This is a genomic window from Bradyrhizobium sp. USDA 3397, assembly GCF_054060965.1.
In genome coordinates this window covers 6395425-6420720 of sequence record NZ_JBSSDS010000001.1, presented here as the reverse complement: position 1 = coordinate 6420720, position 25296 = coordinate 6395425, and the positions used below count along the sequence as shown (strand labels likewise).

The 25296-nt window shown below is 64.7% G+C and carries 26 protein-coding genes and 1 pseudogene; 12 read left to right on the top strand and 15 right to left on the bottom strand.

Going from position 1 to position 25296, the window contains the following annotated elements; genetic code table 11:
• Positions 1–10: 10 nt before the first annotated feature.
• The 8 genes from ACVWYQ_RS29745 to ACVWYQ_RS29710 form a co-directional block, all read right to left on the bottom strand.
• Entirely contained in the window at positions 11–592 is a 582-nt protein-coding gene (locus tag ACVWYQ_RS29745; RefSeq protein WP_404538082.1) for a flavin reductase family protein, read from the bottom strand.
• Positions 593–625: 33 nt separating this feature from the next.
• On the bottom strand, positions 626–1462 hold the full coding sequence (locus ACVWYQ_RS29740) for an ATP-binding cassette domain-containing protein (RefSeq protein WP_404538079.1): 837 nt from the start codon (positions 1460–1462) through the stop codon (positions 626–628).
• Positions 1463–1482: 20 nt separating this feature from the next.
• The gene (ssuC, locus tag ACVWYQ_RS29735) at positions 1483–2289 is read right to left on the bottom strand and encodes an aliphatic sulfonate ABC transporter permease SsuC (RefSeq protein ID WP_404538076.1); all 807 of its coding nucleotides are present in this window, start codon (positions 2287–2289) and stop codon (positions 1483–1485) included.
• Positions 2286–3449 carry an FMNH2-dependent alkanesulfonate monooxygenase gene (ssuD, locus tag ACVWYQ_RS29730; RefSeq protein WP_404538072.1) on the bottom strand — a complete coding sequence of 388 codons (1164 nt, stop codon included), beginning with the start codon at positions 3447–3449 and terminating at the stop codon, positions 2286–2288. The genes ssuC and ssuD overlap by 4 nt, the downstream gene beginning before the upstream one ends.
• 9 nt (positions 3450–3458) lie before the next feature.
• Positions 3459–3581, bottom strand: a complete 123-nt coding sequence (locus ACVWYQ_RS29725; protein ID WP_260344179.1) for a hypothetical protein — start codon at positions 3579–3581, stop codon at positions 3459–3461.
• Between the two features lie 2 nt (positions 3582–3583).
• Positions 3584–4534, bottom strand: a complete 951-nt coding sequence (locus tag ACVWYQ_RS29720) for a sulfonate ABC transporter substrate-binding protein (protein WP_404538069.1) — start codon at positions 4532–4534, stop codon at positions 3584–3586.
• A gap of 526 nt (positions 4535–5060) precedes the next feature.
• A complete protein-coding gene (locus tag ACVWYQ_RS29715) occupies positions 5061–6227 on the bottom strand; it encodes a cytochrome P450 (RefSeq protein ID WP_271541306.1) in 1167 nt (388 codons plus the stop codon).
• A 34-nt stretch (positions 6228–6261) separates the two neighbouring features.
• Entirely contained in the window at positions 6262–6480 is a 219-nt protein-coding gene (locus ACVWYQ_RS29710; protein ID WP_271541304.1) for a hypothetical protein, read from the bottom strand.
• A 576-nt stretch (positions 6481–7056) separates the two neighbouring features.
• Between ACVWYQ_RS29710 and ACVWYQ_RS29705 the strand changes: the two genes are divergently transcribed.
• Together ACVWYQ_RS29705 and ACVWYQ_RS29700 are read left to right on the top strand one after the other, a co-directional pair.
• The gene (locus ACVWYQ_RS29705) at positions 7057–8169 is read left to right on the top strand and encodes a helix-turn-helix transcriptional regulator (protein ID WP_271541302.1); all 1113 of its coding nucleotides are present in this window, start codon (positions 7057–7059) and stop codon (positions 8167–8169) included.
• Between the two features lie 127 nt (positions 8170–8296).
• Positions 8297–8500 carry a hypothetical protein gene (locus ACVWYQ_RS29700; protein WP_404538065.1) on the top strand — a complete coding sequence of 68 codons (204 nt, stop codon included), beginning with the start codon at positions 8297–8299 and terminating at the stop codon, positions 8498–8500.
• A gap of 37 nt (positions 8501–8537) precedes the next feature.
• Here the strand turns inward: ACVWYQ_RS29700 and ACVWYQ_RS29695 are convergent, their stop codons facing one another.
• A complete protein-coding gene (locus tag ACVWYQ_RS29695; RefSeq protein ID WP_404538062.1) occupies positions 8538–9308 on the bottom strand; it encodes a helix-turn-helix transcriptional regulator in 771 nt (256 codons plus the stop codon).
• Between the two features lie 563 nt (positions 9309–9871).
• Here ACVWYQ_RS29695 and ACVWYQ_RS29690 point away from each other — a divergent pair.
• From ACVWYQ_RS29690 to ACVWYQ_RS29680, 3 genes are all read left to right on the top strand, one after another.
• Positions 9872–10777: a LysR family transcriptional regulator gene (locus tag ACVWYQ_RS29690; RefSeq protein WP_404538060.1), complete on the top strand. Its 906-nt coding sequence runs from the start codon at positions 9872–9874 to the stop codon at positions 10775–10777.
• Between the two features lie 157 nt (positions 10778–10934).
• Positions 10935–12206 (top strand): SDR family oxidoreductase, encoded by a 1272-nt coding sequence (locus ACVWYQ_RS29685; RefSeq protein WP_404538057.1) that lies wholly within the window; start codon positions 10935–10937, stop codon positions 12204–12206.
• Positions 12206–12685, top strand: a complete 480-nt coding sequence (locus ACVWYQ_RS29680; RefSeq protein WP_404538054.1) for a DUF2269 family protein — start codon at positions 12206–12208, stop codon at positions 12683–12685. The genes ACVWYQ_RS29685 and ACVWYQ_RS29680 overlap by 1 nt, the downstream gene beginning before the upstream one ends.
• 82 nt (positions 12686–12767) lie before the next feature.
• Here ACVWYQ_RS29680 and ACVWYQ_RS29675 read toward each other — a convergent pair whose 3' ends face one another.
• The 5 genes from ACVWYQ_RS29675 to ACVWYQ_RS29655 form a co-directional block, all read right to left on the bottom strand.
• Complete coding sequence (locus ACVWYQ_RS29675; RefSeq protein ID WP_157287397.1) at positions 12768–13502, bottom strand: hypothetical protein; 735 nt, start codon at positions 13500–13502, stop codon at positions 12768–12770.
• On the bottom strand, positions 13499–13915 hold the full coding sequence (locus tag ACVWYQ_RS29670; RefSeq protein ID WP_157287398.1) for a phage holin family protein: 417 nt from the start codon (positions 13913–13915) through the stop codon (positions 13499–13501). The genes ACVWYQ_RS29675 and ACVWYQ_RS29670 overlap by 4 nt, the downstream gene beginning before the upstream one ends.
• Positions 13912–14589, bottom strand: coding sequence for a hypothetical protein (locus ACVWYQ_RS29665; protein ID WP_271541287.1), 678 nt, complete (start codon positions 14587–14589; stop codon positions 13912–13914). The genes ACVWYQ_RS29670 and ACVWYQ_RS29665 overlap by 4 nt, the downstream gene beginning before the upstream one ends.
• Before the next feature lie 11 nt (positions 14590–14600).
• On the bottom strand, positions 14601–15560 hold the full coding sequence (locus tag ACVWYQ_RS29660; protein ID WP_404538051.1) for a DUF3618 domain-containing protein: 960 nt from the start codon (positions 15558–15560) through the stop codon (positions 14601–14603).
• A 255-nt stretch (positions 15561–15815) separates the two neighbouring features.
• Positions 15816–17021: an LLM class flavin-dependent oxidoreductase gene (locus ACVWYQ_RS29655; protein WP_456726624.1), complete on the bottom strand. Its 1206-nt coding sequence runs from the start codon at positions 17019–17021 to the stop codon at positions 15816–15818.
• A 232-nt stretch (positions 17022–17253) separates the two neighbouring features.
• On the opposite strand from ACVWYQ_RS29655, the gene napE reads away from it, so the two are divergent.
• From napE to ACVWYQ_RS29625, 6 genes are all read left to right on the top strand, one after another.
• On the top strand, positions 17254–17439 hold the full coding sequence (gene napE, locus ACVWYQ_RS29650; RefSeq protein WP_404538048.1) for a periplasmic nitrate reductase, NapE protein: 186 nt from the start codon (positions 17254–17256) through the stop codon (positions 17437–17439).
• A 26-nt stretch (positions 17440–17465) separates the two neighbouring features.
• The gene (locus tag ACVWYQ_RS29645) at positions 17466–17780 is read left to right on the top strand and encodes a chaperone NapD (protein WP_157287402.1); all 315 of its coding nucleotides are present in this window, start codon (positions 17466–17468) and stop codon (positions 17778–17780) included.
• Between the two features lie 16 nt (positions 17781–17796).
• Complete coding sequence (gene napA / locus ACVWYQ_RS29640; protein WP_404538044.1) at positions 17797–20310, top strand: nitrate reductase catalytic subunit NapA; 2514 nt, start codon at positions 17797–17799, stop codon at positions 20308–20310.
• Positions 20307–20777, top strand: a complete 471-nt coding sequence (locus tag ACVWYQ_RS29635; protein WP_036022095.1) for a nitrate reductase cytochrome c-type subunit — start codon at positions 20307–20309, stop codon at positions 20775–20777. Before napA ends, ACVWYQ_RS29635 begins: the two co-directional genes overlap by 4 nt.
• Positions 20774–21427: a NapC/NirT family cytochrome c gene (locus tag ACVWYQ_RS29630; protein ID WP_404538043.1), complete on the top strand. Its 654-nt coding sequence runs from the start codon at positions 20774–20776 to the stop codon at positions 21425–21427. The genes ACVWYQ_RS29635 and ACVWYQ_RS29630 overlap by 4 nt, the downstream gene beginning before the upstream one ends.
• A gap of 264 nt (positions 21428–21691) precedes the next feature.
• Positions 21692–22807, top strand: coding sequence for an ATP-dependent DNA helicase (locus ACVWYQ_RS29625; RefSeq protein ID WP_157287405.1), 1116 nt, complete (start codon positions 21692–21694; stop codon positions 22805–22807).
• Between the two features lie 139 nt (positions 22808–22946).
• Here the strand turns inward: ACVWYQ_RS29625 and ACVWYQ_RS29620 are convergent.
• Positions 22947–24394, bottom strand: a pseudogene (locus tag ACVWYQ_RS29620) (caspase family protein); the annotation flags it as partial.
• 178 nt (positions 24395–24572) lie between these two features.
• Between ACVWYQ_RS29620 and msrA the strand changes: the two are divergent.
• Positions 24573–25277, top strand: coding sequence for a peptide-methionine (S)-S-oxide reductase MsrA (msrA, locus tag ACVWYQ_RS29615; protein WP_157287406.1), 705 nt, complete (start codon positions 24573–24575; stop codon positions 25275–25277).
• The last annotated feature ends 19 nt before the right edge of the window (positions 25278–25296 follow it).

Here is a 25296-nt window from a genome sequence, read left to right as displayed (position 1 = left end):
CCGACGGCGATCAAATGCCGCGCCGGCCGCGCGCGGGAAGGCTGACATCGGCGAGCCGGGCCGCGTCTTCGTCCTGGTCGACCGCAACATATTGGCCGTGCCAATAGGCCAACGCGGCATTGCGGGTCGAGCTCCTGATGTCCCTGACGCGGCCGATGACGATGCCGTGCGAGTGGCGCTCGACTATCTCCTCGACCTCGCAATCAAAGGCCGAGAGCGCGCCGACCAGCAGCGGAACACCCGAGACTGCCGTCACCCATTGGCTGCCTGCAAACCGATCCGCGCCCTTCAGCCCGCCCTTGCCGGCAAAGCGTTCGGCGACCTCGAGCTGGTCGGCATTGAGGATGTTCACGCCGAAAGCGCCAATGCGGCGGATCAGCGGAAACGACGAGGCGTCGCGGTTGATGCTGACCAGCAGCGTCGGCGGCTCGACCGACAGCGAGGTGACCGAGGTCACCGTCATGCCGGTGATGTCCTTGCCCCGCCCGGCGGTGATGACGCTGACGCCGCCGGTGAGATGGCGCATGGCGCCGCGGAAATCGGCGGACGAGACGGGAATTTCGGTCATGAGCTCGCGGGGCACTACATTCATGGCGTTGCTCCCCGAAAGCGGGGTTCCCTCTATTTAGGTACGATCGTCCGCCGACAACAGGTGGCTCAGGATCGAGCCTTCAAGGCCGGCAAGCTCGGCCGAGCCGCGCTGGCGCGGCCGGGCGGCGTTAACCGTGACGTCATGGACGATACGGCCCTCCTCGATGACGAGCACGCGGTCGGCCAGCGCCACGGCTTCGGAGACGTCGTGGGTCACCAGGATCGCGGTAAAGCCCTGATCGCGCCAGACCCGCTCGAGGAGCCGCTGCATCGAGATGCGGGTCAGCGCATCCAGCGCGCCGAGCGGCTCGTCGAAGGCGAGCACGCGCGGGCGCGAGACCAGCGCACGGCCGAGCGCGACCCGCTGCTTCTGGCCGCCCGAGAGCACCGCGGGCCATTGGTCGCGCTTGTCGGCGAGGCCGACCTCGATCAGCGCCTTCTCGGCGCGGGCATGCGCATCGCTTGAGGCACGATCGCGGCCGAGGCCGACCTCGACATTGGCGAGCACGCGGGCCCAGGGCAGCAGCCGCGGCTCCTGGAACATCACGCGGATGTCCTCGGGCTGAATATCCTGCCCGAAGCTGATGCTGCCGGCATCGATCTTGTCGAGGCCGGCGATCAGGCGCAGCAGGGTGCTCTTGCCGCAGCCGCTCTTGCCGACAATCGCGACGAACTGGCCGGCGGGAATGTGCAGATCGATGCCGCGCAGCACCTCGTTGTCGCCGAAGGACTTTCGCAGGCCGCGGATGCTGAGCGGCAGGCCGCTGGCCTGAATTGGCCGCTCCTCGCGCACCACGCGCGCGTGTGGGGCGAAATTGGCGCGGCTGGCGAGCTCGGTCTCGGGAAGGGAAGTACGAAGCGCTGTCTGCATGTGATTGCCAATATCTCTGCTCAACGTTTTTGAAAGGCGGGGTGCCAGGAGAGCGTCAGACGCTCCAGCACGCGGGAGGCGCTGTCGGCGAGCTTGCCGAGCAGGGCGTAGATCAGGATCGAGAGCACGACGACGTCGATCAGCATGAACTCGCGCGCCTGCATCGCCATGTAGCCGAGGCCGGAAGAGGCCGCGATGGTCTCAGCGACGATCAGCGTCAGCCACATGATACCAAGAGCAAAGCGGATGCCGACGAAGATCGAAGGCAGCGCGCCCGGGAAGATGACGCGGCGGAACAGTTCGCTATCGGTCATGCCGTAGATGCGGCCCATCTCGATCAGCTGCGGATCGACGGTGCGGATGCCGTGCAGCGTGTTAAGATAGATCGGGAAGAACACCCCGAGCGCCACCAGGAAGAGCTTTGCGCTTTCGTCGATGCCGAACCAGAGGATGACCAGCGGGATCAGCGCCAGATGCGGCACGTTGCGCACCATCTGCAGGGTGGTATCGGTGAGCCTGGCCGAGAGCTGCGACAGGCCGTTGGCGAGTCCGAAAGCGAAGCCGATGCTGCCGCCGATCAGAAAGCCGGTCGAGGCGCGCCAGAACGACACCCAGATGTTGCGGACGAGCTCACCGGACACCAGCAGCTTCCAGCCCGCGAGCACGACGTCGCTCGGCGCCGGCAGCACCCGCGTCGGCACGAAGCCGGTGACGCTCGCGACCTGCCAGATCGCGATGATGGCGAGCGGCACGATCCACTGGATCAGGCCGTCGGCCCGCGGCAGGCGGATGCTGCGCGGAAGCGAAATGCTGTCGATCAGGCTCATGACTGCGACACCCGGTGCTGCGGACGGAAATCGCTGCCGACCGTCTCCCCGAACGGACCGCCGTTGAAATGCAGCTTTGTCACGTTGCTCGGCTGCTCCAGCGCGAGCAGCGGGAACACCAGCTCGGCGAAGCGATAGGCTTCCTCGAGATGCGGATAGCCCGACATGATGAAGGTATCGATGCCGAGATCCTGGTACTCCTTGATGCGGGCCGCCACGGTCTGGGCGTCGCCGACCAGCGCCGTGCCGGCGCCGCCGCGGACGAGGCCGACACCGGCCCACAGGTTCGGCGCGATCTCGAGCTTGTCGCGATTGCCGCCGTGGAGCTGCGCCATGCGGTGCTGGCCGACGGAATCCATGCGGGCAAAGTTCTTCTGCGCCAGCGCGATGGTGTCGTCGCTGACATGCCTGATCAGCTCGTTCGCGGCGTCCCAGGCTTCTTCGTTGGACTCGCGGACAATGACGTGTAGACGGATGCCGAAGGAGAGTTTGCGGCCACGAGCGGCGGCAACCTCCCTCACCTTCGCGATCTTCTCGGCGACCAGCGCCGGCGGCTCGCCCCAGGTGAGATATTTGTCGACGGTGTCCGCCGCGACGTCGATGCCGGCATCGGACGAGCCGCCGAAATAGAGCGGCGGCCGCGGCGACTGCACGGGGGGAAACAGCAGCTTGCCGCCCTCGATGCGGATGTGCTTGCCCTCGACGTTCACCGTCTTGCCGGCGAGCAGGTCGCTGTAGACGTTGAGGAACTCGCGGGTGACCTCGTAGCGCTCGTCATGGCCGAGGAAGATGCCGTCGCCCTTGTTCTCGACGGGATCGCCGCCGGTGACGACGTTGACGAGGAGCCGGCCGTTCGAGACGCGATCAAGCGTCGCGGTCATGCGCGCGGCTACGCTCGGCGATTGCAGGCCGGGACGAACGGCGACGAGATAGCGCAACCGCTCGGTGAACGGCGCGACCGAGGACGCAACGATCCAGGAATCCTCGCAGGACCGCCCGGTCGGCAACAGCACGCCGAAATAGCCGAGTTGATCGGCGGCCTGCGCGATCTGGCGCAGATAGTTGAAGTTGACCTCGCGGCCGCCGATGCCGGTGCCGAGATAGCGGCCGTCGCCGTGGGTCGGCAGGAACCAGAGAATGTTGGCGTTGGATTGGCTCATGAATTGCCCCTAGCCGTAAGTCGTGCCGACGGCGGCCGCGACGATGCCGATCGACAGCACGATGGCTGCGATCACGCGTTGAACGATGCGCTTCATGTTCAGACCTTTTTGAACGGGAAGAGTTGTCGGCACGGTCAGGCTGCCGGGTTGCGCCAGACGATGTCGCGGATCTGAATCGGCTTCGGGATCAGGCCGAGCTTGTAGAAGCGGTCGGCGACGCCCTGCTGGGTCGCGACGATGTCATCGGTGACGGGACCGATCACGAAGTTCGCGCGGTTGGCGGCGACGGTCTGGATATCCAAGGGAACGCCGGTGATCGCGGCGAGCGATCTGGCGACCTCGTCGCGGTGCTGCTCGGCCCATTGGCCTGCCGCGGTCGTCACGTCGACGATCTGCTGCAGGATCGCCCCATGGTTCTTCGCGAACTCGCGGTTGGCGATGTAGAAGGAATTGGTCTTGGTGACCTCGCGCGCATTGATCAGGATGCGGCCGTTCTGCTTGGTCTCGCCGATCGCAAAATAGGGATCCCAGATCGCCCAGGCCTCGATGCTGCCATTGGCGAAGGCGGGGCCGGCATCCGGCGGCGTCAGGTAGACCGGTGTGATGTCGGCATAGGTGAGGCCGGCCTTCTCCAGCGTCTGCACTACGACGTTGTGGGCGCTGGAGCCCTTGGTGAAGCCGATGCGCTTGCCCTTGAGATCGGCGATGTCGCGGATCGGCGAATCCTTCGGCACCAGGATGCCCTGGCCGTTGGTGATGGGCTGACCGGCGGCGTAGACGATCGCCGCGCCCGCGGCCTGGGCAAACACCGGCGGGGAATCTCCGACCGCGCCGAAATCGACGCTGCCGACGTTCATCGCCTCCATCATCGGCGGGCCCGAGGAGAACTCGATCCACTTCACCTCGATGCCTGAGGCTGCGAAATGTCTTTCCAGGGCAGCCTGCTGGCGCGTGATGACCAGCACGCCGGTCTTCTGATAGCCGATGCGAATTTCCTTCACCGCGCCTTGCGCGATCGCAGGCGATGCGAACGCAGCGGCGGCCGCAGTTCCAACCGAAAGTTTCAGAAAGTCTCGACGCTGCATTCCACACTCCGGGCCGCGTGCGGCCGTCATCATTCACGTTTGCCGAATGATGGTGCGCGTCATCGGAAGTGTCGAGACGTCCGGGAAAATAGCGATGCGAGCACTGCGCTGCATGCCGCGCGCGTGATTAATCTTTCAAGCGGCGAAGCGAATGAGGATGGAATTTTTCTGCACGCGAATGTGAGAGATGCACGGATTGGGTCGGGCCCGGACCGGCGGAACATAAAAAGTCGCAAAACAACCCCATGCACAGTAGCCGGGCGTGCGAGAACAACGACTTACGTATTATCCGAAGTGCGTTTGACTCGTCGGGCAAAACAGCGGCAGAATGGCATGATTTCGTAGTGGGTGCTGAGGCGCGGAGCTCCCTCCACCCTCTCGCCGTCATTCCCCGCGAAGGCGGGGAATCCAGTACGCCGCGGCCCGGCGATTCAACCACAACTGTCTCGGAGTACTGGATCGCCCGGTCAGGCCGGGCGATGACACCGAACGTGTGACGGGCGACGTGCCACGAGCACCTACCGGCCTATTGCTCCCACCTCACCGGTAGATTCTGCAGCCCGCGGAAGGCCCAGCCGCCGATCCGCACCTCTTCGTCCTCGGCAAGCTCGATGCGCGAGGCGCGCGCGAACAATGTCGGCAGTGCGACGTCGGCGATCATGGCGCGCGAGGCGAAGGCGCCGGCGCAGAAATGCGGGCCGGCGCCGAAGGCGACGCTCTTGGAGGTGTCGCGCCGCACGTCGAACTGATCGGCGCGCTCGAAATGCTTCTCGTCGCGGTTGGCGGAGCCGAACATCAGGAACACGCGCTCGTCGAGCTCGAACGCTACATCGCGAATGGTCCAGGGTTTTGCGATGCGGCGCGGCGACATGCCGATCGGCGAGATCCAGCGGGCATATTCCTCGAAGGCTTGCAGCCACGACACCTCGCCGCGCAGGACCAGATCGAGCTGGTCGGGATGGGTCAGCAGCGCCCAGACCGTGCCGGCAATCGCCTTGCGCGGCTCGTTCTGGCCGCCGGAGATGGCGAGCTTGACGTTGGCGCGCACGCTCTCCATCGGCATGTCCGAGGCGAGCAGCACGCCCAAAATGCTCTGGTCGGGATGCTTGCGCATCACCGGCAGGATGTCGTCGATCGCGGCGTCGATGCCCGCGGTTGCCGCATGACAGCGCGCCTCGACCTCAGGGTCGCCGGCATAATTGGCGATGCCTTCGATCATGCCCTGCGACCACGAATCCATGTCCTGAAAGCCGATATTGGTAAGGCCGGTGATCGACTTCAGGCATTCGCCGGAGAACGGCAGCGCGAAGTCGCGCATGAGATCGATCCGGCCCGGTTCGAGCGAAGCGATGATGCGATCCGCATGGGCCTGGAACTGGGCGGTCCAGTAGCCCTTCACCGTCTTCGGCGAGACCGTCGGAAACATGGCGCGGCGCTCGACGAGATGCGCTTCGCCATCCTTGCGCATCATGTTGTGGCCCATCAGCCGGTTCATCAGGCCGGCGGGCTGGTGCGACGAGAACACGTCGATCTGCTTCTCGGAGATCGAGATGTCGTCGCGGCTCGTCAGCAGCGTCGAGCCGAGCTGCGGCACGAAGGCGATCGGCGCCTCCTTCCGCATCTTGGCGAGCATCGGATAGGGGTCGGCCCAGAAGGCAGCCGGGTCGATCTCGATGCGCGGCGCGGTGCTCAAGCTTCGCTCCCTTGTGGTCTCCTCGATGCCGAGGCTAGCGCCTTTCAGTTGCCGCCGTCTGTCCCCATGGATTGGGACAGGCGGGCCACAAGCTGCCGCTCGCGTCAACCATGCCAGCGTCGAACTGCTGCGAGGTCAACTCGGCAAAGGTGCGACGGGGTTGCGCATCATTCACCTCTGGAAGAAAATTCCAGCTCAGCACGATATCCAGGGCCTGCCTTCTGAACTGGCGCAGCTCGACGGGTTCGGCCATCCTGTATCTTCTCAGGCCTTTGTCTGCTTTCAACTCAGATGGCAGCTCCGGCCAGCAAGAAAGCGCCGCCAAGCGCGACCATCACAAGTCCAGGCCAGTTCGATTTGACGCCGAAGCCGCTACCGGGCCTTTCGGGCTCCAGCGTGTCACGTCCGGAGCGAAGCCACTTCCCACCACTGAATCGACCTCGCCAAATGGGCTGAAACGCCATTTGGAATAGGCCGCCGAAAACAAGGAGCACTCCAAGCCATATGAGGATCATGCTCACCTCCTCTACCCGCGAACGCCGATAGGTTGATGCGCCGAGAACCGTGGTCCATTCAGCGCTGCCCCCGGCTTACGGAATCAGACCGACCTTGAAAGCCGCCGGGACAACCTCTGACCTGTCAAATAGTTGATATATGGACATGATTTCTGCTAGCCGTCCATCCGGGCCAGCTTGGGAAAAAGTAGCAATTGGTTCCGCCGAAGCGGATTGGTATCAAGGGCCTTGGGCGGGCGAAGCACGAAGGCTGCTGCCGAAGTGCACGCCGCGCGTCTGAAAGATCGGTCGAATCTGATGGGTCCAGCGCAGCAATGACGGGCATCGATTTCGAGCAGATCGTGGACCGCATCCACGAGGCAGCGACCGTTCCAGAGCTCTGGCCTGATGTCCTGGAGCAAATCGCTCATGCCGCGGGCGCGCATGGCATGGTCATGATCACCTCGGACTCCGATCAATGGTCCGGTGTCTGGAACGGCGCCGTGGCGTCGCCGTCGATTCGCGAGGCCTTCTCGGCGTTCCTGAGTGGCGACCTCTCCAGCCGGACGGAGACGACCCCGCGACTCCTTGCGCTTGATCATCCCGGCTTCGTCGGCGAGCACGAGGCGTTTTCGCCGGAGGAATGGGAGCGCGATCCATATCGGGTGGAATGGAACAAGAAATGGGGCTTCGAGCATGCCTGCGCGACGGCGGTCCGCAGCCCGTCCGGCGAGATCATCGTCTTCCATATGGAAAGATTGGCCGGCCGCCCCGCCTTTTCGCGGCAGGACCTCGAATTTCTCGACCGCTTTCGCCCCCATCTCGCGCGGGCAGCTTTGCTGTCGACGCGCTGGCGCCTCACCCGGATGCGGGCGGCAACCGAGGCGTTGTCTCTGGTCGGCTTGCCGGCCCTTGCGATCACGCGCTCCGGGCGGGTTCTGGCCGCCAACGCCTTGATCGAAGGCATGACCGACGTTCTGCAATGGCTGCCGAAGGACCGGATCGCCATCAAGGACCGCGCGGCCGACACCCTGCTGCGCGCTGGCCTCGCTCAACTCGATGCGCCGGACAAGGCCGTGTGCTCCTTTGCGGCGCGTCGCAGCAGCGATCTCGATCGGGTAGTGCTTCATCTCGTGTCGATGCCGGGCGAAGCCCGCGATCTCTTCGATGGGGCGGTTGGCCTCCTCATCGCAACGCCGGTCGCCGCCTCGCAGGCACCGAGCCTTGCCCTCATTCGTGGCCTATTCGATCTCACCCCGAGCGAGGCGCGCGTTGCGCGCGGAATTGCGCAAGGACAGACGATCGGCGATATCGCCGCGCATCACGGGCTCAGCCGCGAAACCATCCGCACGCAGGTCAAGGCCGTCCTCGCCAAGACGGGAACGCGGAACCAGAAGAGCGCAGCTGCCCTCTTCGGTGCGATCCCCAAATTGCCGCTGAGAGATTGACGCCGGACTTGTGCGGTGGCCTGCCCCGGCAGGGGCAAACTTCGCTTCACCCAAATGGGTGAAGACACAGGCCGGCCCGCCGGGTTCAACTCCGCCCAAATTGGATGTCTGGCGAGAAGCGGCGGCAATGGCGGGACCGGAATTTCCGATTTTCGAAGTGACCCTGGCGCAGCGCAGGCGCAGGAGATGGAGCTGGAGCGTCTGCACCATTCAAGGCGCGGTGGTGATGCAGGGCCGGGAAGCCAGTCGACCCGCAGCAAAGTACCAGGCCGAGAGAGCGCTGTTCATGCTGCTGCTCACCGCGCCCTATCGTTCCCGACTTTCCGCATAGCAAGCCGCTCGTCGAGCGCTGCAGGGGTGCCGACGCCTTAGTTCAGCTGGCGCGTCAGCAGGCGCAGCACGATCGCAAACAGCTCGCTCTGCGAGGAGATGCCCAGCCGCTCATAGGCGCGCTTGCGGTAGGTCAGGGTCGAATGCAGGCTGATGCCGAGTCCTTGCGAGATCGCCTCGGAGCTGAAGCCTGCGAGGATGCGGCGACAGACCTCCTGCTCGCGCGGGGTGAGCGCGGAGAGCGGCTTGCGCGTCGCGAACAGGGTCGCAAGATCGGACGTCGGCTTCTCCTGGAAATGGCGCGCGACGCTGGCTGCGATCGCCGGTGCGATCGCCCCGAGCCGCTCGCGCTGGGCGGCGCTGAAGCGGCCCTGCGCGGCGATCCGATAGAAGTTGACGTAGAAGCAGGTGTCACCGGTCCAGATCGCGGTCGCACATTTGTCGACGATGCCGGAATCCTGGAAGAAGATCTTGCGGTAGCGCGCGCCGTACATGCGCGGCGCGAAGTGAGACAGCATGATCGGCGCGCCGCCCTCGCCTTCGAACAGCGCATCGCGGTTGGGATCCGTTTCGTGAAACTGGCCGGCATAGGCGGCGCCGAGATCGGCGCCGATCGGGATGTTGCCGGCATCGAGCAGGCAGCTTGCCGCGCCGGCCCGGCTCAGCGCGAACACCATGCAATGGCCGACATCGGCCTGCCGGCGCAGCGTGTCGATGAGCACATCGGGAAAATCGGAGCGGCCGATGGCGAGCACCGCGGGCGTGATATCGCCGGCCGACGGATCAAGGGTTATCCCGTTGGGGCGCACCGTATTCCTCCGCAAGACGTTCTTTTGCGAGAGGATAGCAGCAACGGAATCTTACCGGAAGCGCTCACGAGCACCGCCGCCCAGGGCCGCTCGGCTGTTGCAGACGCCATTGGCGGGTCTCACGCTGCGCCTCGCCCTTCGAGACGGCATCGTCGCGATTTTCTCAGATGAGGCTGATCCGATGGCCCCACCGAGTCACTTCACCCTGTGCCTGAAAGCAATCTCGCGCAGACGACTGAAAAGCTTTGAGAGCCGCTTCAAGCGCTCACTGACCACCGCGCAAAGAAGCATCAGCCACGTTGCGAGCGCGACACACCACAACAGAAATTCCAATGCTGCGGGCATGAGGGCACCTTTCGAAACGTGTTGCGAAACAAAGGCGGGGCACTAATGCTCGTTGAAGAACGCGAGCGCCGCGTCTGCGTTATCAGCCTTTATGGCCTCTCGCGCTGCCGCGATCATGATCGCCTCCGCGGCCGACCGCATTCGAAGCCTATTACGACCTCCTGAATTGCACTAGAATTAATGCTGAAAGTCACAATTCCATTTCGGGGAATGATCCGATGGACAGGCTCGATGAACTTGCGACATTCGTCGCGATAGTTGAAGTTGGAAGTCTGGTAGGCGCAGCAAAGCGATTGAAGCGTTCGCCTCCCGCGGTCACTCGCGCGCTTGCGGCCCTCGAGGAAAGGGTCGGAAGACGATTGGTGGAGCGAACAACCCGCCGTCTTGCACCGACGGATGCCGGACGCCACTTTGCTGAGCGCGCCCGCGAGCTGGTCAACGGCTACTCGACCGTCATGAGCAGGCTTGTCGAGACGGAGGGGGCTCCGCTGCACGGTATCCTGCGAATAGCCGCTCCCACCATCTTCGGACGCCGTCATGTCGCTCCGATCGTATCGAGCTTCCTTGACGCTCATCCGGCGATCCGTATCGAGCTCGTCATGGGTGAAAGATCGCTCGACCTGATCAGTGAAGGCATCGATGTTGCGGTCAGGATAGGTCAGCCGCGCGACTCGCGCCTCGTCGTCAGATCAGTGGGGTCGGTCCGTCGCGTCCTGGTGGCCAGCCCTTCCTACTTGCGCAAGCAACCTGAGCTTCGACATCCGCGAGACATACCGAAGCACGATGTCGTGTTCTTTTCCGGATTTGCGGGGCCGACCGAACTGCGTTTTCAGAATCGAGGTCGCTTGCACACGGTTCGCATGATGCCGCGCCTCATGACGACAGATCTCGACACGGTCATTGCCGCCGTGACATCGGGCCAAGGCATCGCTCGACTTTTATCCTATCAGGTCGAAGCCGAGATTTCGTCGGGCAAGCTCGTGCGTCTTCTTCCGGCCTATGAGCCGCCGGCCGTACCGGTTCAAGTCGTCATTCCCGGTTCCCGGCGCACCACACCGGCTGTGAGGGCATTCGCGGATCACGCCGCTGCGTCGCTCCGTACCCTTTCGATCATCCGCCAGTAGTTTCAAGGGAGCTGCGCGGGGCGAGGTGTCCGATTCTCTGCCTGCAGCCAAACCCATCAGTTCCCCCGCGAGGAACGATTGCAGCCCCGCTTTATTGGTCCGTATCTTCAAGGCTTGATCAAGGCGTTGCCCAGGCCGCCCATCGAAGGATCAGTCGATGCGCATCCTTCTCGTCGGGGCTACAGGACTTATCGGATCGGCGATCCACGCCAGGCTGTCCGCCGAAGGACATGACTGCATCTTGGTGTCGCGCCATCCCGCGGCGACGCACGATCCTCGCCACATCACGCTCGATGTCGCCCGAACCACCGATGCGTCGAAATGGAAGGGCCTTCTCGCCGGCGTCGATGCCGTGATCAATGCAGCGGGTGCGCTGCAGGGACAGGACATGCAAGGCGTTCATGTCGCCGGCAGCGCGGCGCTCTATGCGGCCTGCGAGACCGCCGGGGTCCGCAGGGTCATCCTGTTCTCGGCAATCGGCAGCAATGATGCGCTCAGCGATTTTTCCCGCACCAAGCGCGAGGGCGAAGCCGCCTTGATGGCACGCGACCTCGATTGGGTCATCCTGCGACCCTCCGTCGTAATCGGCCGGCCCGCCTACGGCGGCAGCGCGCTGCTGCGCGGGCTGGCGGCGCTGCCGGTTCTACCGGTCATGCCGGACACGGCGGCGATTCAACCGGTGCATCTCGACGACGTCGTTGAGACCGTGCTGTTCTTCCTGCAGCCCGGCGCGCCTTCACGGGTCGCGGTCGATCTGGCCGGCCCGCGGCGGATCGCCTTCAGCGATGCGGTCGCGCTGTTTCGCGCCTGGCTGCGCTGGCGCCCGGCCTATCGCCTGCAGCTGCCGCGCTGGGCGGCTTCAATTGCCTATCGTGCGGGCGACGTTGCGCAGATGCTGGGATGGCCAACGCCCATCAACACGACGGCACAGGCGGAAATGCGCCGCGGTGCGACCGGCGATCCCGAGCCCTGGCGTCGATTGACCGGCACTCCATCGCGCCATCTCGAAGTCGCGCTCGCACGCGAGCCTGCGTCGGTGCAGGAACGCTGGTTTGCTCAGCTGTATGCGCTCAAGCCGCTGATCTTTGGCGTCTTCGGCGCGTTCTGGATCGCCACCGGCATCATCTCGCTGAGCGCGGGCTGGAACATCGGCATGTCGTTGCTGCTTGAAGGCGGGCTGCAAGGGAACGTCGCGGCGCTCGTCGTCACCGCGGGCGCGCTCGCCGACATCGTCATCGGCATCGCCATTCTCTGGCGACCCCTGAGCCGCTACGGACTCTGGGCCGCACTGATCATCTCGCTCACCTATGCCGTGATCGGCACCGTCCTGGTGCCGCGGCTGTGGGCCGATCCGCTGGGACCGATGCTGAAGATCTGGCCGGTGATCATGCTCAATCTGGTCGCCATGGCGATCCGGGAGGATCGCTGATGCTCTACTTCCTCGTGAAGATGGCGCACATCATCGGTGCTGCCGTGCTGCTCGGCACCGGGGCCGGCATCGCCTTCTTCATGCTGGTGGCGCATCTGCGCGGCGACCCGCGCGAAATCGCGGGCGTCGCGCGGACGGTGGTGCTGGCCGACTTCCTGTTCACGGCGAGTGCCGTGATCCTGCAGCCGATCACCGGGACATGGCTCACCTGGTCGAGCGGGTATTCCCTCGGCGACGGCTGGGTGGCGGCGTCGATTGCATTGTATCTCGTGATCGGCGCCTTCTGGCTGCCGGTGGTGTGGATGCAGATGCAGATGCGCGATCTCGCCGTCGCGGCGGTCGCGACCAACGGCAAGCTGCCCGCCCGCTATCACCGTCTCTTCTGGTGGTGGTTCGCCTTCGGCTTTCCGGCTTTCGCGGCCGTGCTGATGATCTTCTGGCTGATGATCGCCCGTCCGGCCATTCCATACTGGGATTAGGTTCGCCTTCAGGACAACCCACCTGCCTGATCACCCAACCAGAGCGGGGTGTGGCCAACGCACCCCGCTCTCCCTCGCCTCATTACGGAGCCTTCACCTCGGCCCGGGCAGCTGCCGCGGCGTCCATCCCGGCCTGCTTGACTCGGTCCACAATTTCGGCGCCGGTATCGCTGATTTCCGAGACAACCGTGTCCGAGGCTTCACGCAGGGCCTGCGAGACCGCACCGGCGCGCCGGTTCAGGTCAGCCTTCACGTCGTCGCTGACGTCTCCGATATACTGGTTCTCGATCTCGGAGGCGCGGAACGCGCCCGCCACGGCCGCACCAATTGCGATGCCCACGACCCCCAGCACGAGGGGTTGCCGCTCCAGCATGTCCGCCAGTGACGACTTCGCACTCGTCATGGTGTCCTTGTTCGGAAGCGCATTGCCCAGCTTGCTGAATTGCTCCTGCGCGAAGGCGACGCCCTCGTCGAAACGATCCCGGACGCCCTCGGCGGCCTGCGACACAGTATCGGAAGCGGCGGCGGTCGCGCCACGCAGGGTCTCCCCGAACCGTTGCGAGCCGTCGTTGTCCATTTCGGGGGCGGTCGGCGGCGCCACGGTCTGCTTGATCGCGGATGCTGCCGACCTGAAACCACTCGTCCCGATATCGGCAACAGGTTCGACGGCCTCGGCGGCGGAACGCGCCACAGTCTTCAGCCTCTGGTCTCCGGCCAACAGCCAAAGCGCGCCGCCTCCGATGAGCGCCGCGGCGAGCGGGTTGTCCCTGGCAGCCGTTACTAGATTGTCGATAAAGCTGATCTTTGTGCTGCTCATCGCACCATTCCCTTCACGGTGTCCTTGTCTTTTTCCAGCTGGCCGATCGTTTCGCGGGGAGCCAGCTGACGCATATCAAGCCGGTTCATGCCCATGGCGACCAGCGCGGCGGCGACGGCCGCAGCGATGACCGCCGATGTCAGATATGACAGCGGTTGCGACCATCCTGCGGAGATCAATGCGGCGGATAGAGCGAATAAGGCCATGACGATGGCCGGGATCACCAGAACGGCGCCGGCTACGATCAAGCCGACGGCGCCGCCGATCTTCTGGAGCTTCTCGCCAAGTTCTGCCTTTGCCAGGTCGATCTCGTTCTGGAACAGCTTGGCGAACTGCGACATGGCATCGCCGAGCAGCGTCGAGATTTCCCTGAACTCGCTTTTGCTGGTTTTGATATCGCGCTCGATGCTCATGGTAACGTGCTGCCCTGGAAGGATGAGGATTGTTGCGTATGGGGGTTACGGGTCCCGGACTCCCGATTCCAGTTTTGCTCTCCCGCCGAAAAAGAGCTCCCACCCGACATTTGCCCGCTCCCCGACGTGCTGCCGGGGGTGTTGCGCTGCCCTTGGGATGACGATTGTCCGCCCGATGCCTTCAGGAAGCGAACGGCCGCGAAGCCAGCCAGCACCGATATGCCAAGAAAGGCGGCCGGCTGACGTTTGGCGAAATCGGTCGCGCCTGCGACAAGATCTCGGAAACTTCCGTCCCGGATCTTCCGGGCGGCATCCTCGACATAGTCCGCCGCCGAACCGATGCCGCGTGCGGCGAACGGTACGTCGCTCTCGAAAGCCCGGCCGGCCTCGCGGATGTTGCCCGCGAGGCGCTCGACGAAATCGGCGCCCGATCGCTGCTGTTCGCGCGCCTGGCTCTGGATCTGGTCCATGGTTCCGTCCGCAACGCCCTTTGCTGCATCCGCGGCCTCGCCGAACTTGTCTCGCGCGACGTCGGCCGATGCCCGGAACGCATCGCCGGCGCGCTGCTTCATCTCCGCTCCGGCATCGCCGATCTGCTCTTTCATGTCCTTCGCGGTGCCCTTGTCCTGGTTCTTTGCGAACTGCGTCACGTTGCGCGGGTCCAAATCGCTCATGATGGTTTCCTTCAGGTGTTGGATGGAGAGGGGCTAAAGGCAGCTTTGACCAAGTCGTCCGCAGCCTCCTTCAGAGTGTCCGCCATGTTCTGCGTCATGCGGCTGGCATGGGTGCCGAGATCAGCATCGGCGACCCTTTGCGCCGCAGCATCGGCCGCCGACGTGGTGGCGTCTCTCGCGGCCTCGAACCCGGATTGCGCCGCGGCGGCAGCAGCCTGCTTCACCCCGTCGCTCGTCCGGCCCATAACCTTAGCTTCGACCTTGGTCTCGGGAAGAGCAGCCGCAATGATGGCGCCGATCGCGAGGCCCAGGCCGCCGATGAGCGCAGCATTGTCACCAATGGTCTGCCGGGCCTGGTCAGGCGCGCTCGCGGCGGCATCCCTGGTTGCATTCATGCCACTCTTGAGCTTTTCACTCGCAAAACTGGCAGCACGCGCCGCGCTCTCCCGCAGATCAGCGGCAATGCCGGCGGCCTTCTCCTGCGCGTCATCAGCCATGCCAGCGGTTCGGCTTTGCGCGGAGGACAGCGTCTCCTTGGCATCACCCTGCATCGCCCGTGCGCCCTCGGCCACCCCCTCAAGCATGTGCCCGGCTTTGTCCAAGACCGGGCCGGTGACGTCTGCAGCACGATCGCGCACCGTCTTCGAGGTCAGGGCGAGTCCTGCGCCGATCATGAGAAGTGGCAACGGCGTACCTCGCACCAACCGAAGCAACGGAACGCCCACTGCGGCGCCCGCTGCGACTGCGCGCATCGGGTTGTCCATGATCTGTTGCTTGAGCCCTTCGACCCAGCTCTGGGTCTTATGGCTGACGTATTCGGTGACTTCGGATTTGATGTGCTGCGGCGAGACTTTGTGGCGAATGTCCTCGGCGGTGTCCGATATCTGCTCCTTCAACCGTCCGACCGTCGCCGCCAGCTCGGCGCGGCTACGCTCGGACTCCCGTCTCAACTCCTCCACGGATCGTGTCATCGCGTTACCCTCTTGCTTTGTTTCTTGGATTTGAGGTCGAACTCACGCTGTGTTGAATCGTTCCTCGCGCCGCTTGGGCGCTTGCTGGGACGACGATATGCGTGAAGCAGCGCAAGGGAGAGCGACGTCGAGCGCCCAGCCATTGCTGGATGCAGAGGGTTCGAAAGGTCTGCTCCGGGTCAAAACGCCGCACTCCTGCGCGGCTCACCGCACCGGCTTCAGCGCCAGGAAGCAGGACCTGTCGTTGCTTACACGCTACCCCGCCGCCGCCTTCGCGGGGGCCACGTTGATCGCCAGCTTGCCGTAGCGATCGGTGAAGGCCTCGGTATCGATCTCTTCCAGCTCGATCTCGCCGCTCATCACGCCCTGCTTCCAGGCCGCCTGCGCCGGATCGTTCTGGAACTCCGGCATCACCTCGCGACCGAACAGCTCCAGCGACTCGCAGATATGCTCGTGGCTGTTCTTGCCGGCCTGGTTTAGCAGGATGACCTGGTCGATGTGCGAGGACTGGAAGCGCTTCAGCTTCTTGCGGATCGTCTCGGGTGAGCCGATCAGGCCGCCACGCAGCGCCGCCTCCTGGGCTTGCGGATTGTCGCGCTTCCACTTGTTGTACTCGTCCCACATGTTGACGGTGTAGGGCGCGGGGCGCTGGCGGCTCTGCGAAGCGCCGTAGAAGCGCAGCGCGAACTGGAAGAAGGTGGCGCCGTCGGCGCGGGCACGCGCCTCCTCGTCCGTCTTGGCGCACATGAAGAACGAGACCAGCGCCATGTTCGGATTGATCTCGTAGTCGGCGAGCTTGTGCAGGCGCTTGGTGATGGCGTTGTAATAGGCGTGCACCCAGGCGTGCGCGGCGTCGGCGCTGACGAACTGGAAGCCGAGCGCGCCGAAGCCATGGCGGCCGGCGCGCTCGATGGTCGGCAGCTGCGAGCAGGCCATCCACAACGGCGGGTGCGGCTTCTGCACCGGCTTCGGCACGACATTGCGCAAGGGGATGTCGAAATACTTGCCGTGATGCTCTGAGCCGGCGTCCCGAAACATCGGGAAGATCGCCGCGACCGCCTCCTCGAACACCTCCTTCTTGGTCTCCATGTCGCGGCCGAACGGCTCGAGCTCGGTGATCGAGGCGCTCTCGCCCATACCGAACTCGCAGCGGCCGTTCGAGAGCAGATCCAGCACCGCGACACGCTCGGCGACGCGCGCCGGATGGTTGGTGGTGAGCTGGAGGATGCCGTGGCCGAGCCGGATGTTCTTCGTGCGCTGGCTTGCGGCAGCCAGGAACGATTCCGGCGAGGGCGAGTGCGAATATTCCTCGAGGAAGTGATGCTCGACCACCCAGGCATGGTCGTAGCCGAGCTTGTCGGCGAGCTCCATCTGCGAGAGCGCATTCTGATAGAGGGCGAGCTCGTCACCGGCCGCCCAGGGCCGCGGCAGCTGTAGCTCGTAGAAGATGCCGAACTTCATAGGCGTCGCTCTCCCGCTTATTGTTGTTAACGGCATCTTAGTGCGCGAGGCGACGCTGTCTACGGATGCGCAATTCCGCCACGTGGGAGACGATCCATCCTCCGGCGCAGCGAGAAGCAGCCAACCGACATTGATCCAAATCAACGCGTTGTCGGGTGGAACGTATCTAAAGTGCAGCAAGGCGACGGCCCGGATGCCGTCACGATTCCCCACAGCATTCAAGAGACCGAATATGTCGGCCCCTGACGACACGACGTCGCGCGTGCGCCGTAAGCGCATGGAGATCTTCGCCTTCCTGTTCCTGACCGCGATCGTGATGCCCGTGCTCGCGGTCGGGACCGTCGGCAGTTACGGCCTCGGCGTCTGGATCTACCAGATGTTCGCCGGCCCTCCCGGCCCGCCGCGCTCCCCGCATTGATCAGCAACCAGCGAAAGACAGGCATCATGGCTCACGCCACACTCAACCGCCGCGCCTTGATCACCGGCCGGGTGCTCAGCGCCGACCGCGTCATCGCGCCGCCGGGCGCCGAGATCGCCAGCATCATCGTGCAGGCGCGGCCCGAGCGCCTTGCCGAACTGGAAGCGGAGATCGCAGCGCTTCCCGGCTGCGAGATTCATGCCCGCGACGCGCGCGGAAAGCTCGTCGTCGTGGCTGAAGCGGCGGATGCCGGCAGCCTTGGCACCATGCTCAACACCATCCAGTCGCTGCCGAACGTCTATTCCGCAGCGCTCGTCTTCCACGCCATTGAAACCGCCTGAGTCAGGAAGAGCCATCATGACATCGCCGAAGCTCGACCGCCGCCAGATGCTCAAGCTCGAGGCTGCCGCGATCGCCGCGGCCGCCGCGGGCCTGCCGGCACCAGCGCTCGCCGCGAACCTCGCCGCCGAGCGGAAGGAGAGCGAATTGAAATGGGACAAGGCCGCCTGCCGCTTCTGCGGCACCGGCTGCTCGGTGATGGTCGCGACCAAGGACAACCGCGTCGTCGCCACCCACGGCGACATCAAGGCGGAGGTCAATCGCGGCCTCAACTGCGTCAAGGGCTACTTCCTCTCCAAGATCATGTACGGCCACGACCGCCTGACGCAGCCGATGCTGCGCAAGACGGGCGGCAAGTACGACAAGAACGGCGAGTTCACGCCCGTCACCTGGACCGAAGCCTTCGACATCATGGAGCTGAAGTGGAAGGAGGCGATCAAAAAGCGCGGGCCCAACGGCGTCGCCATGTTCGGCTCCGGCCAGTGGACGATCTGGGAAGGCTATGCGGCCTCAAAACTGTTCAAGGCCGGCTTCCGCACCAACAACATCGACCCCAATGCGCGGCACTGCATGGCCTCGGCTGTCGCCGGCATGATGCGCACCTTCGGCATCGACGAGCCGGCCGGCTGCTATGACGACATCGAGGCCACCGATGCCTTCGTGCTGTGGGGCTCCAACATGGCGGAGATGCATCCGATCCTGTGGACGCGCATCGCCGACCGCCGGCTGTCCGCACCGCATGTCCGCGTCGCCGTGCTCTCCACCTTCGAGCACCGCTCGTTCGACCTCGCCGATATCGGCATGGTGTTCAAGCCGCACACCGACCTGTACATCCTCAACGCCATCGCCAACCACATCATCAAGACCGGTCGCGTCAACAAGGACTTCGTTGCCGCGCATACCGTGTTCAAGCGCGGCCAGACCGACATCGGCTACGGCCTGCGGCCCGAGCATCCGCTGCAGAAGAAGGCGACGGGCGCGGCGAAACCCAACGACGCCACCGACATGAGCTATGACGAATTCGCCAAGTTCGTGTCGGAGTACACGCTGGAGAAAGCCGCCCAAATGTCGGGCGTGCCGCTCAACCGTCTCGAGGCGCTCGCCGAACTCTACGCCGACCCGAACACGAAGGTGGTCTCGTTCTGGACCATGGGCTTCAACCAGCACACCCGCGGCGTCTGGTGCAACAACCTCGTCTACAACATCCACCTTTTGACCGGGAAGATCTCCGCGCCCGGCAACAGCCCGTTCTCGCTGACCGGCCAGCCTTCGGCCTGCGGCACCGCGCGCGAGGTCGGCACCTTCTCGCACCGCCTGCCCGCCGACATGGTGGTGACCAACAAGAAGCATCGCGACCACACCGAGCAGATCTGGCAGCTGCCCGAGGGCACCATTCCCGACAAGCCCGGCGCGCACGCCGTGCTGCAAAGCCGGATGCTGAAGGACGGCCTGATCAACGCCTATTGGGTGCAGGTCAACAACAATCTCCAGGCCGGTCCCAATGTCAACGAGGAGATCTATCCAGGCTTCCGCAATCCCGACAATTTCATCGTGGTCTCGGATGCGTATCCAACCGTGACGGCGCTCGCCGCCGATCTGATCCTGCCCACTGCGATGTGGGTGGAGAAGGAAGGCGCCTACGGCAATGCCGAGCGGCGCACCCAGTTCTGGCACCAGCTCGTCTCCGCGCCGGGCGAGTCGAAGTCGGATCTCTGGCAACTCATGGAGTTCTCCAAACGCTTTAGAATCGAGGAGGTCTGGCCCGCCGAGCTGATCGCCAAGAAGCCGGAATATCGCGGCAAGACCCTGTTCGACGTGCTCTACAAGAATGGCCAGGTCGACAAATTCCCGGTCACCGATATCGAGCCGGGCTATGCCAACGACGAATCCAAGGCGTTCGGCTTCTACGTCCACAAGGGCCTGTTCGAGGAGTACGCCCAATTCGGCCGCGGCCATGGCCACGACCTCGCGCCGTTCGACACCTATCACCGGGAGCGCGGCCTGCGCTGGCCCGTCGTCAACGGCCAGGAGACCAAGTGGCGCTTCCGCGAAGGCAGCGATCCCTACGTCAAGCAGGGCACCAACGTGCAGTTCTACGGCCATGCCGACGGCAAGGCCCGCATCTTCGCGCTGCCCTACGAGCCGCCGGCGGAATCACCCGACAACGAATATCCCTACTGGCTCTCGACCGGCCGCGTGCTGGAGCACTGGCATTCCGGCACCATGACGCGCCGCGTCCCCGAGCTGTTCAAGGCCTTTCCCGAAGCGGTCTGCTTCATGCATCCGGACGATGCGCAGGAGGCGAAGCTCCGGCGCGGCGACGAGGTGAAGGTGGTCTCTCGCCGCGGCTTCATCCGCGCCCGCGTCGAGACGCGCGGCCGCGACCGGCCGCCGCGCGGCCTCGTCTTCGTGCCGTGGTTCGACGAATCGAAGCTGATCAACAAGGTGACGCTCGACGCCACCGATCCGATCTCGCTGCAGACCGACTTCAAGAAATGCGCCGTGCGCATCGAGCGGGTGAACATGTCATGATGAAACGATCCGCAATCATCCTGCTTGCCTTCGCGATCGCAGCGGGCACGAGCTCGCTGACGGCGCAGACCGTGAGCTCCGGCCTGCGCGGCCCGACCCCGCTCAACGACGAGGGCCCGGCGCCGCCGATGCTGCCGAACCGCAACACCTCCGAGAAGGAGGTGCGCAACTATCCGGAGCAGCCGCCCGTCATCCCGCACAATATCGACGGCTACCAGGTCGACCTCAACGGCAACAAGTGCCTGTCCTGCCATGCGCGGGCGCGCACCGCCGAGTCGCAGGCGCCGATGGTCTCGATCACGCATTTCATGGATCGCGACGGCCAGTTCCTGGCCTCGGTCTCGCCGCGCCGCTTCTTCTGCACCGAATGCCACGTGCCGCAGAACACCGCCAATCCGCCGGTCAGCAACGATTTCACCGACATCGACACGCTGCTGTCGCGCGCAAGCCCGGGTGGCCGCAGATGATGACGACTGCCGACGATCCCAACGCGGAGCTGAACGCCAAGCGCGGATTCATCGCGCGCAGCTGGGCGTTTCTGCTCGAGCTCTGGCAGGTGCTGACCCGCCCGAGCTCGGTGTTCGCGCTCGGCACCCTGGTGCTGGCCGGCTTCGTTGCCGGCGTGATCTTCTGGGGCGGCTTCAACACCGCGCTGGAAATCACCAACACCGAGAAGTTCTGCATCGGCTGTCACGAGATGAAGGACAATGTCTACGCCGAGCTGAAGTCGACCGTCCACTTCACCAACCGCTCCGGCGTGCGCGCGACCTGCCCGGACTGCCACGTGCCGCACAACTGGACCGACAAGATCGCGCGCAAGATGCAGGCCTCCAAGGAGGTCTGGGGCAAGATCTTCGGCACGATCGACACTCGCGAGAAATTCCAGGACCACCGGCTCGAGCTCGCCGCGCACGAATGGGCGCGCTTCAAGGCCAATGATTCCCTGGAATGCCGCAACTGCCATAGCGCCGATTCCATGGACATCACCAAGCAGTCGCCGCGGGCCTCGGTGGCGCACCAGCGCTTCCTCTTCACCAAGGAAAAGACCTGCATCGACTGCCACAAGGGCATCGCTCACCAGCTGCCCGACATGCGCGGCGTTCCCGGCTGGCAGTAGGGTTTGGCGACGCCTGAGTGAACGCCTCGTCCTTCGAGACGGCTGCTTCGCAGCCTCCTCAGGATGAGGCTGAGCGGCATCGCGCCCGCCGAAACTGCCGCCGCGCACTCTGTCCTCATCCTGAGGGCCCGCCAAGGCGGGCGTCTCGAAGGATGGCCGCGAGAACGGCCTTGAAATGCGATCGCCCTGCGCTTGAACCGTTGGGGCGAATGGTTAGTTTGAGGGAAGGCGAATCGCCTCATTCGCCGCTCCCTCAAGACAGACATGGCCACTTTCACCCCGCATCAGGATGCTGCGCTCAAGGCCGTCGGCGACTGGCTCAAGGCCAAGCCGGGACGGGGCGGCACGCCGCCGGTGTTCCGCCTGTTCGGCTTTGCCGGCACCGGCAAGACCACGTTGGCGCGGCACATCGCCGAGGGCGTCGACGGCGAGGTGAAGTTCGCCGCCTTCACCGGCAAGGCGGCCCTCGTCATGCGCAACAAGGGCTGCGACGGCGCCTCCACCATCCATTCGCTGATCTACCGCGCCCGCGAATCCGGCGAGGAGCAGCCGAGCTTCGAATTGTGGGACGATGCGCCGGCCTCGAAGGCGAAGCTGATCGTGATCGACGAATGCTCGATGGTCGATGCCGAATTGGGGCGCGACCTGATGTCGTTCGACTGCCCGCTGCTGGTGCTCGGCGATCCCGCGCAGTTGCCCCCGATCCAGGGCGGCGGCTTCTTCACCAATTCCGAGCCGGATGCGATGCTGACCGAGGTGCATCGCCAAGCCCAGGACGATCCGATCGTGCGGATGTCGATGGACGTGCGCGAGGGCCGCGAGCTCGACATCGGTCGCTATGGCGAGAGCGAGGTCGTCTCGCGCAAGGAGCTCGATCCCGATCGCGTCATGGGCGCCGACCAGATCCTGGTCGGCCGCAACAACACCCGCCGCGCCTACAACATGCGGGTACGCCAGCGCCAGAATATCGAGGACCAGTTCCCGGTCGCCGGCGACAAGCTGGTGTGCCTGCGCAACAACCGCAAGAAGGGCCTGTTCAATGGCGGCCTGTGGCGCGTCAAGTCGCGCAACACCTCGCGCTCGAAATCGCGCATCCTCTCGATGCGGCTATCGCCGGACGAGGATTTCGGCCACAAGGTGACCAAGGTCTCGGTGCGTGCGGACTGCTTCGAGGGCGGGGTCGAGCAGATCGCCTGGGAGCAGCGCAAGCCCTATGACGAATTCGACTACGGCTACGTCCTGACCGTGCACAAATCGCAGGGCTCGCAATGGGACGACGTCGTGCTGTTCGACGAGAGTTTTGCGTTTCAGGATTCGCGAGCACGGTGGCTCTATACCGGCATCACGCGGGCGGCTAAACGGCTGAGTATCGTCGTCTAGAGCGCCGCTGCCGTAGGGTGGGTTAGCCGAAGGCGTAACCCACCTCCTTAGTTTCGGCGGCGACAGAAGTGGTGGGTTACGCCGAGTGATTGCGCTTCGCGCAATCACTCGGCTAACCCACCCTACAACCCGAGCCTCCTCACCTCCCCGCAACGAAGTAAAAATCTTCCCGCCCCGGCGGCGAGCCGTAGGTGAACGGCTGCTGCGCGTGCTGGGTCGCGGCCCAGACGTCGTCGCGGACGATGTCGAACAATTTTCGGATCTCGACGCGCGGCTGCTTGATCTCGCGCGCGAGCGCGGTGGCGAACGGGCTGTTGGGGCTACCATCGCCATCCATCGCGGTCTGGCCGTGCTTGGCGGCGTAGACGACCATGAAGCCGGCACCGGGCTCGATGTTGGAAAAGCCCTTCTCGACCAGCTTCAGCGACAGCGTGCGCTGCATGGCCGGCGCGAACGGATTGTCGCGGCAGGCATCGAGGACGACGAGACGCACTTTTCGCGCCGCCCCGACCGCGGCGATCACCTGCTCGAGCGCGACGGCCTCGGTCTCGGCGTCCTTGTCGGCGGTGAGCTTGGCGTCGACCGGAACGAGATAGTTCACCCCGCCGATCTCGAAACCATGGCCGGCATAATAGACCATGGCCCAATCGGCCTTTTCCGCTTCCTCGGCGAAGGCCTTCAGCGTCTGGAAGAACGCATCGCGGGTGAGGTCCCTGGTGTCCATCACGGTCTGGAAGCCGAGGTCGCGCAGCACGCCCGCGATCAGCTTCGAGTCGCGCGGCGGATTGGGCAACGCATGGACGTTCTTGTAGGCCCCGTTGCCGACCACCAGCGCGACGCGACGGTCGGTCGTCGCGCTCGCCGCCTCCTTCGGCGTCAGGGCGGCGAGCCGCTCCTGCGCGATGGCGCGGGCGCGCGCAACCTCGGTCTCGTCGAACCTCGTCAGCGAATAGGCGGCGGCGCGATAATCGGCGCGGGCCTGCGCGAGATCCTTCCTGCGCTCGTAGATCTGGCCGCGGCCGGAATGGGCGCGGACATTGTTCGGGTTGATCTGGATGACCGTGTTGTAATCCTTCAGCGCCGCGTCGAGATCGCCCTTCATCATGTTGACGTCGGCGCGGTTGTTGATCACGAACGCGCGTTCCTGGGCTGCTTCTCGATCAGGCCATTGCAATCGGCCAGGGCGCGGTCGAACTTGCCCGTCATGCCGTAGGTGATGCAGCGGTTGCCGGCGATCTGCGGCGCAGCCGCATCAATCTTCTCGGCCTCGGCGAAATCGGCGATGGCGCCGTCGAAATCCTTCATCAGCGTGCGCGCGCGGGCGCGATTGGTCCAGGCGAGCAGGAATTTCGGCGTGTACTTGATCGACAGGCTGAAATCGTCGATCGCGCTCTGCAGCGCGCCGCGGCGCGCGTGGATGACGCCGCGGTTGTTGTAGGGAACGCCATAGGCCGGGCGTTTCCGGAGCGCGAGGTTGTAGTCGGCCATCGCGAGATCCTCCTGCCCGCTCCGCTCATAGGCGAGGCCGCGCAGGTTGAGCGCGACGACGTTGCCGGGATCGAGGTCGATGGCCATGGACAGCGTCTCCGCATCCCGCCAAGCCGGCCGGTCGCCGCGCCGACCGCGTCCTCACGGTCTCGTGTCCGCCCCGGCGTAACAATCTGCGGTACGGCCCGTATCTCGGATGATGCGAAAACGCGGCCGGGCAGGCTGTTCGCCCGGTCCCGAACGCCCTAGACTGTCAGCCCTTCCGAAAGAGGATGCCATGCGCCGAACCGCCCTCGCCACCCTGCTCGCCGCAACCACCGCCCTGACGCTGGCTTTCGTGATGCCGTCGCGGGCCGCGGAGGAGGCGGTCGTGATCCCAGCCCCTACATTGGACGCGGCACCCGCGAGCGGCGTCCAGACCGCCGTGCTCGCCGGCGGCTGCTTCTGGGGCGTGCAAGGCGTCTTCCAGCACACCGCAGGCGTGGTCAACGCGGTCTCCGGCTATGCCGGCGGCACCAAGGCGACCGCCGACTACAAGACCGTGTCGAGCGGCCGCTCCGGCCATGCCGAGGTGGTCGAGATCAAGTACGACCCGAAGAAGATCTCCTACGGCAAGATCCTCCAGATCTACTTCTCGGTGGTGCACGACCCGACCCAGCTCAACCGCCAGGGTCCCGACGTCGGCCCGCAATATCGCTCGGCCATCTTCACCACGTCGGATGAGCAGAAGAAGGTCGCGGAGGCCTATATCGCCCAGCTCAACGGCGCCAAGGTGTTCAACAAGCCGATCGTGACCAAGATCGGCGCGCTGGAGGCGTTCTATCCGGCGGAGGCCTATCACCAGGACTATATGACGTTGCACCCGAACCAGCCCTACATCGCCTTCAACGACATTCCGAAGGTCGAGAACCTGAAAAAGCTGTTCGCGGATAATTACATCGAGAAGCCGACGCTGGTTAATGCCGGCAAGGCGACCAACTGATCGCGAGATCACCAAAGCA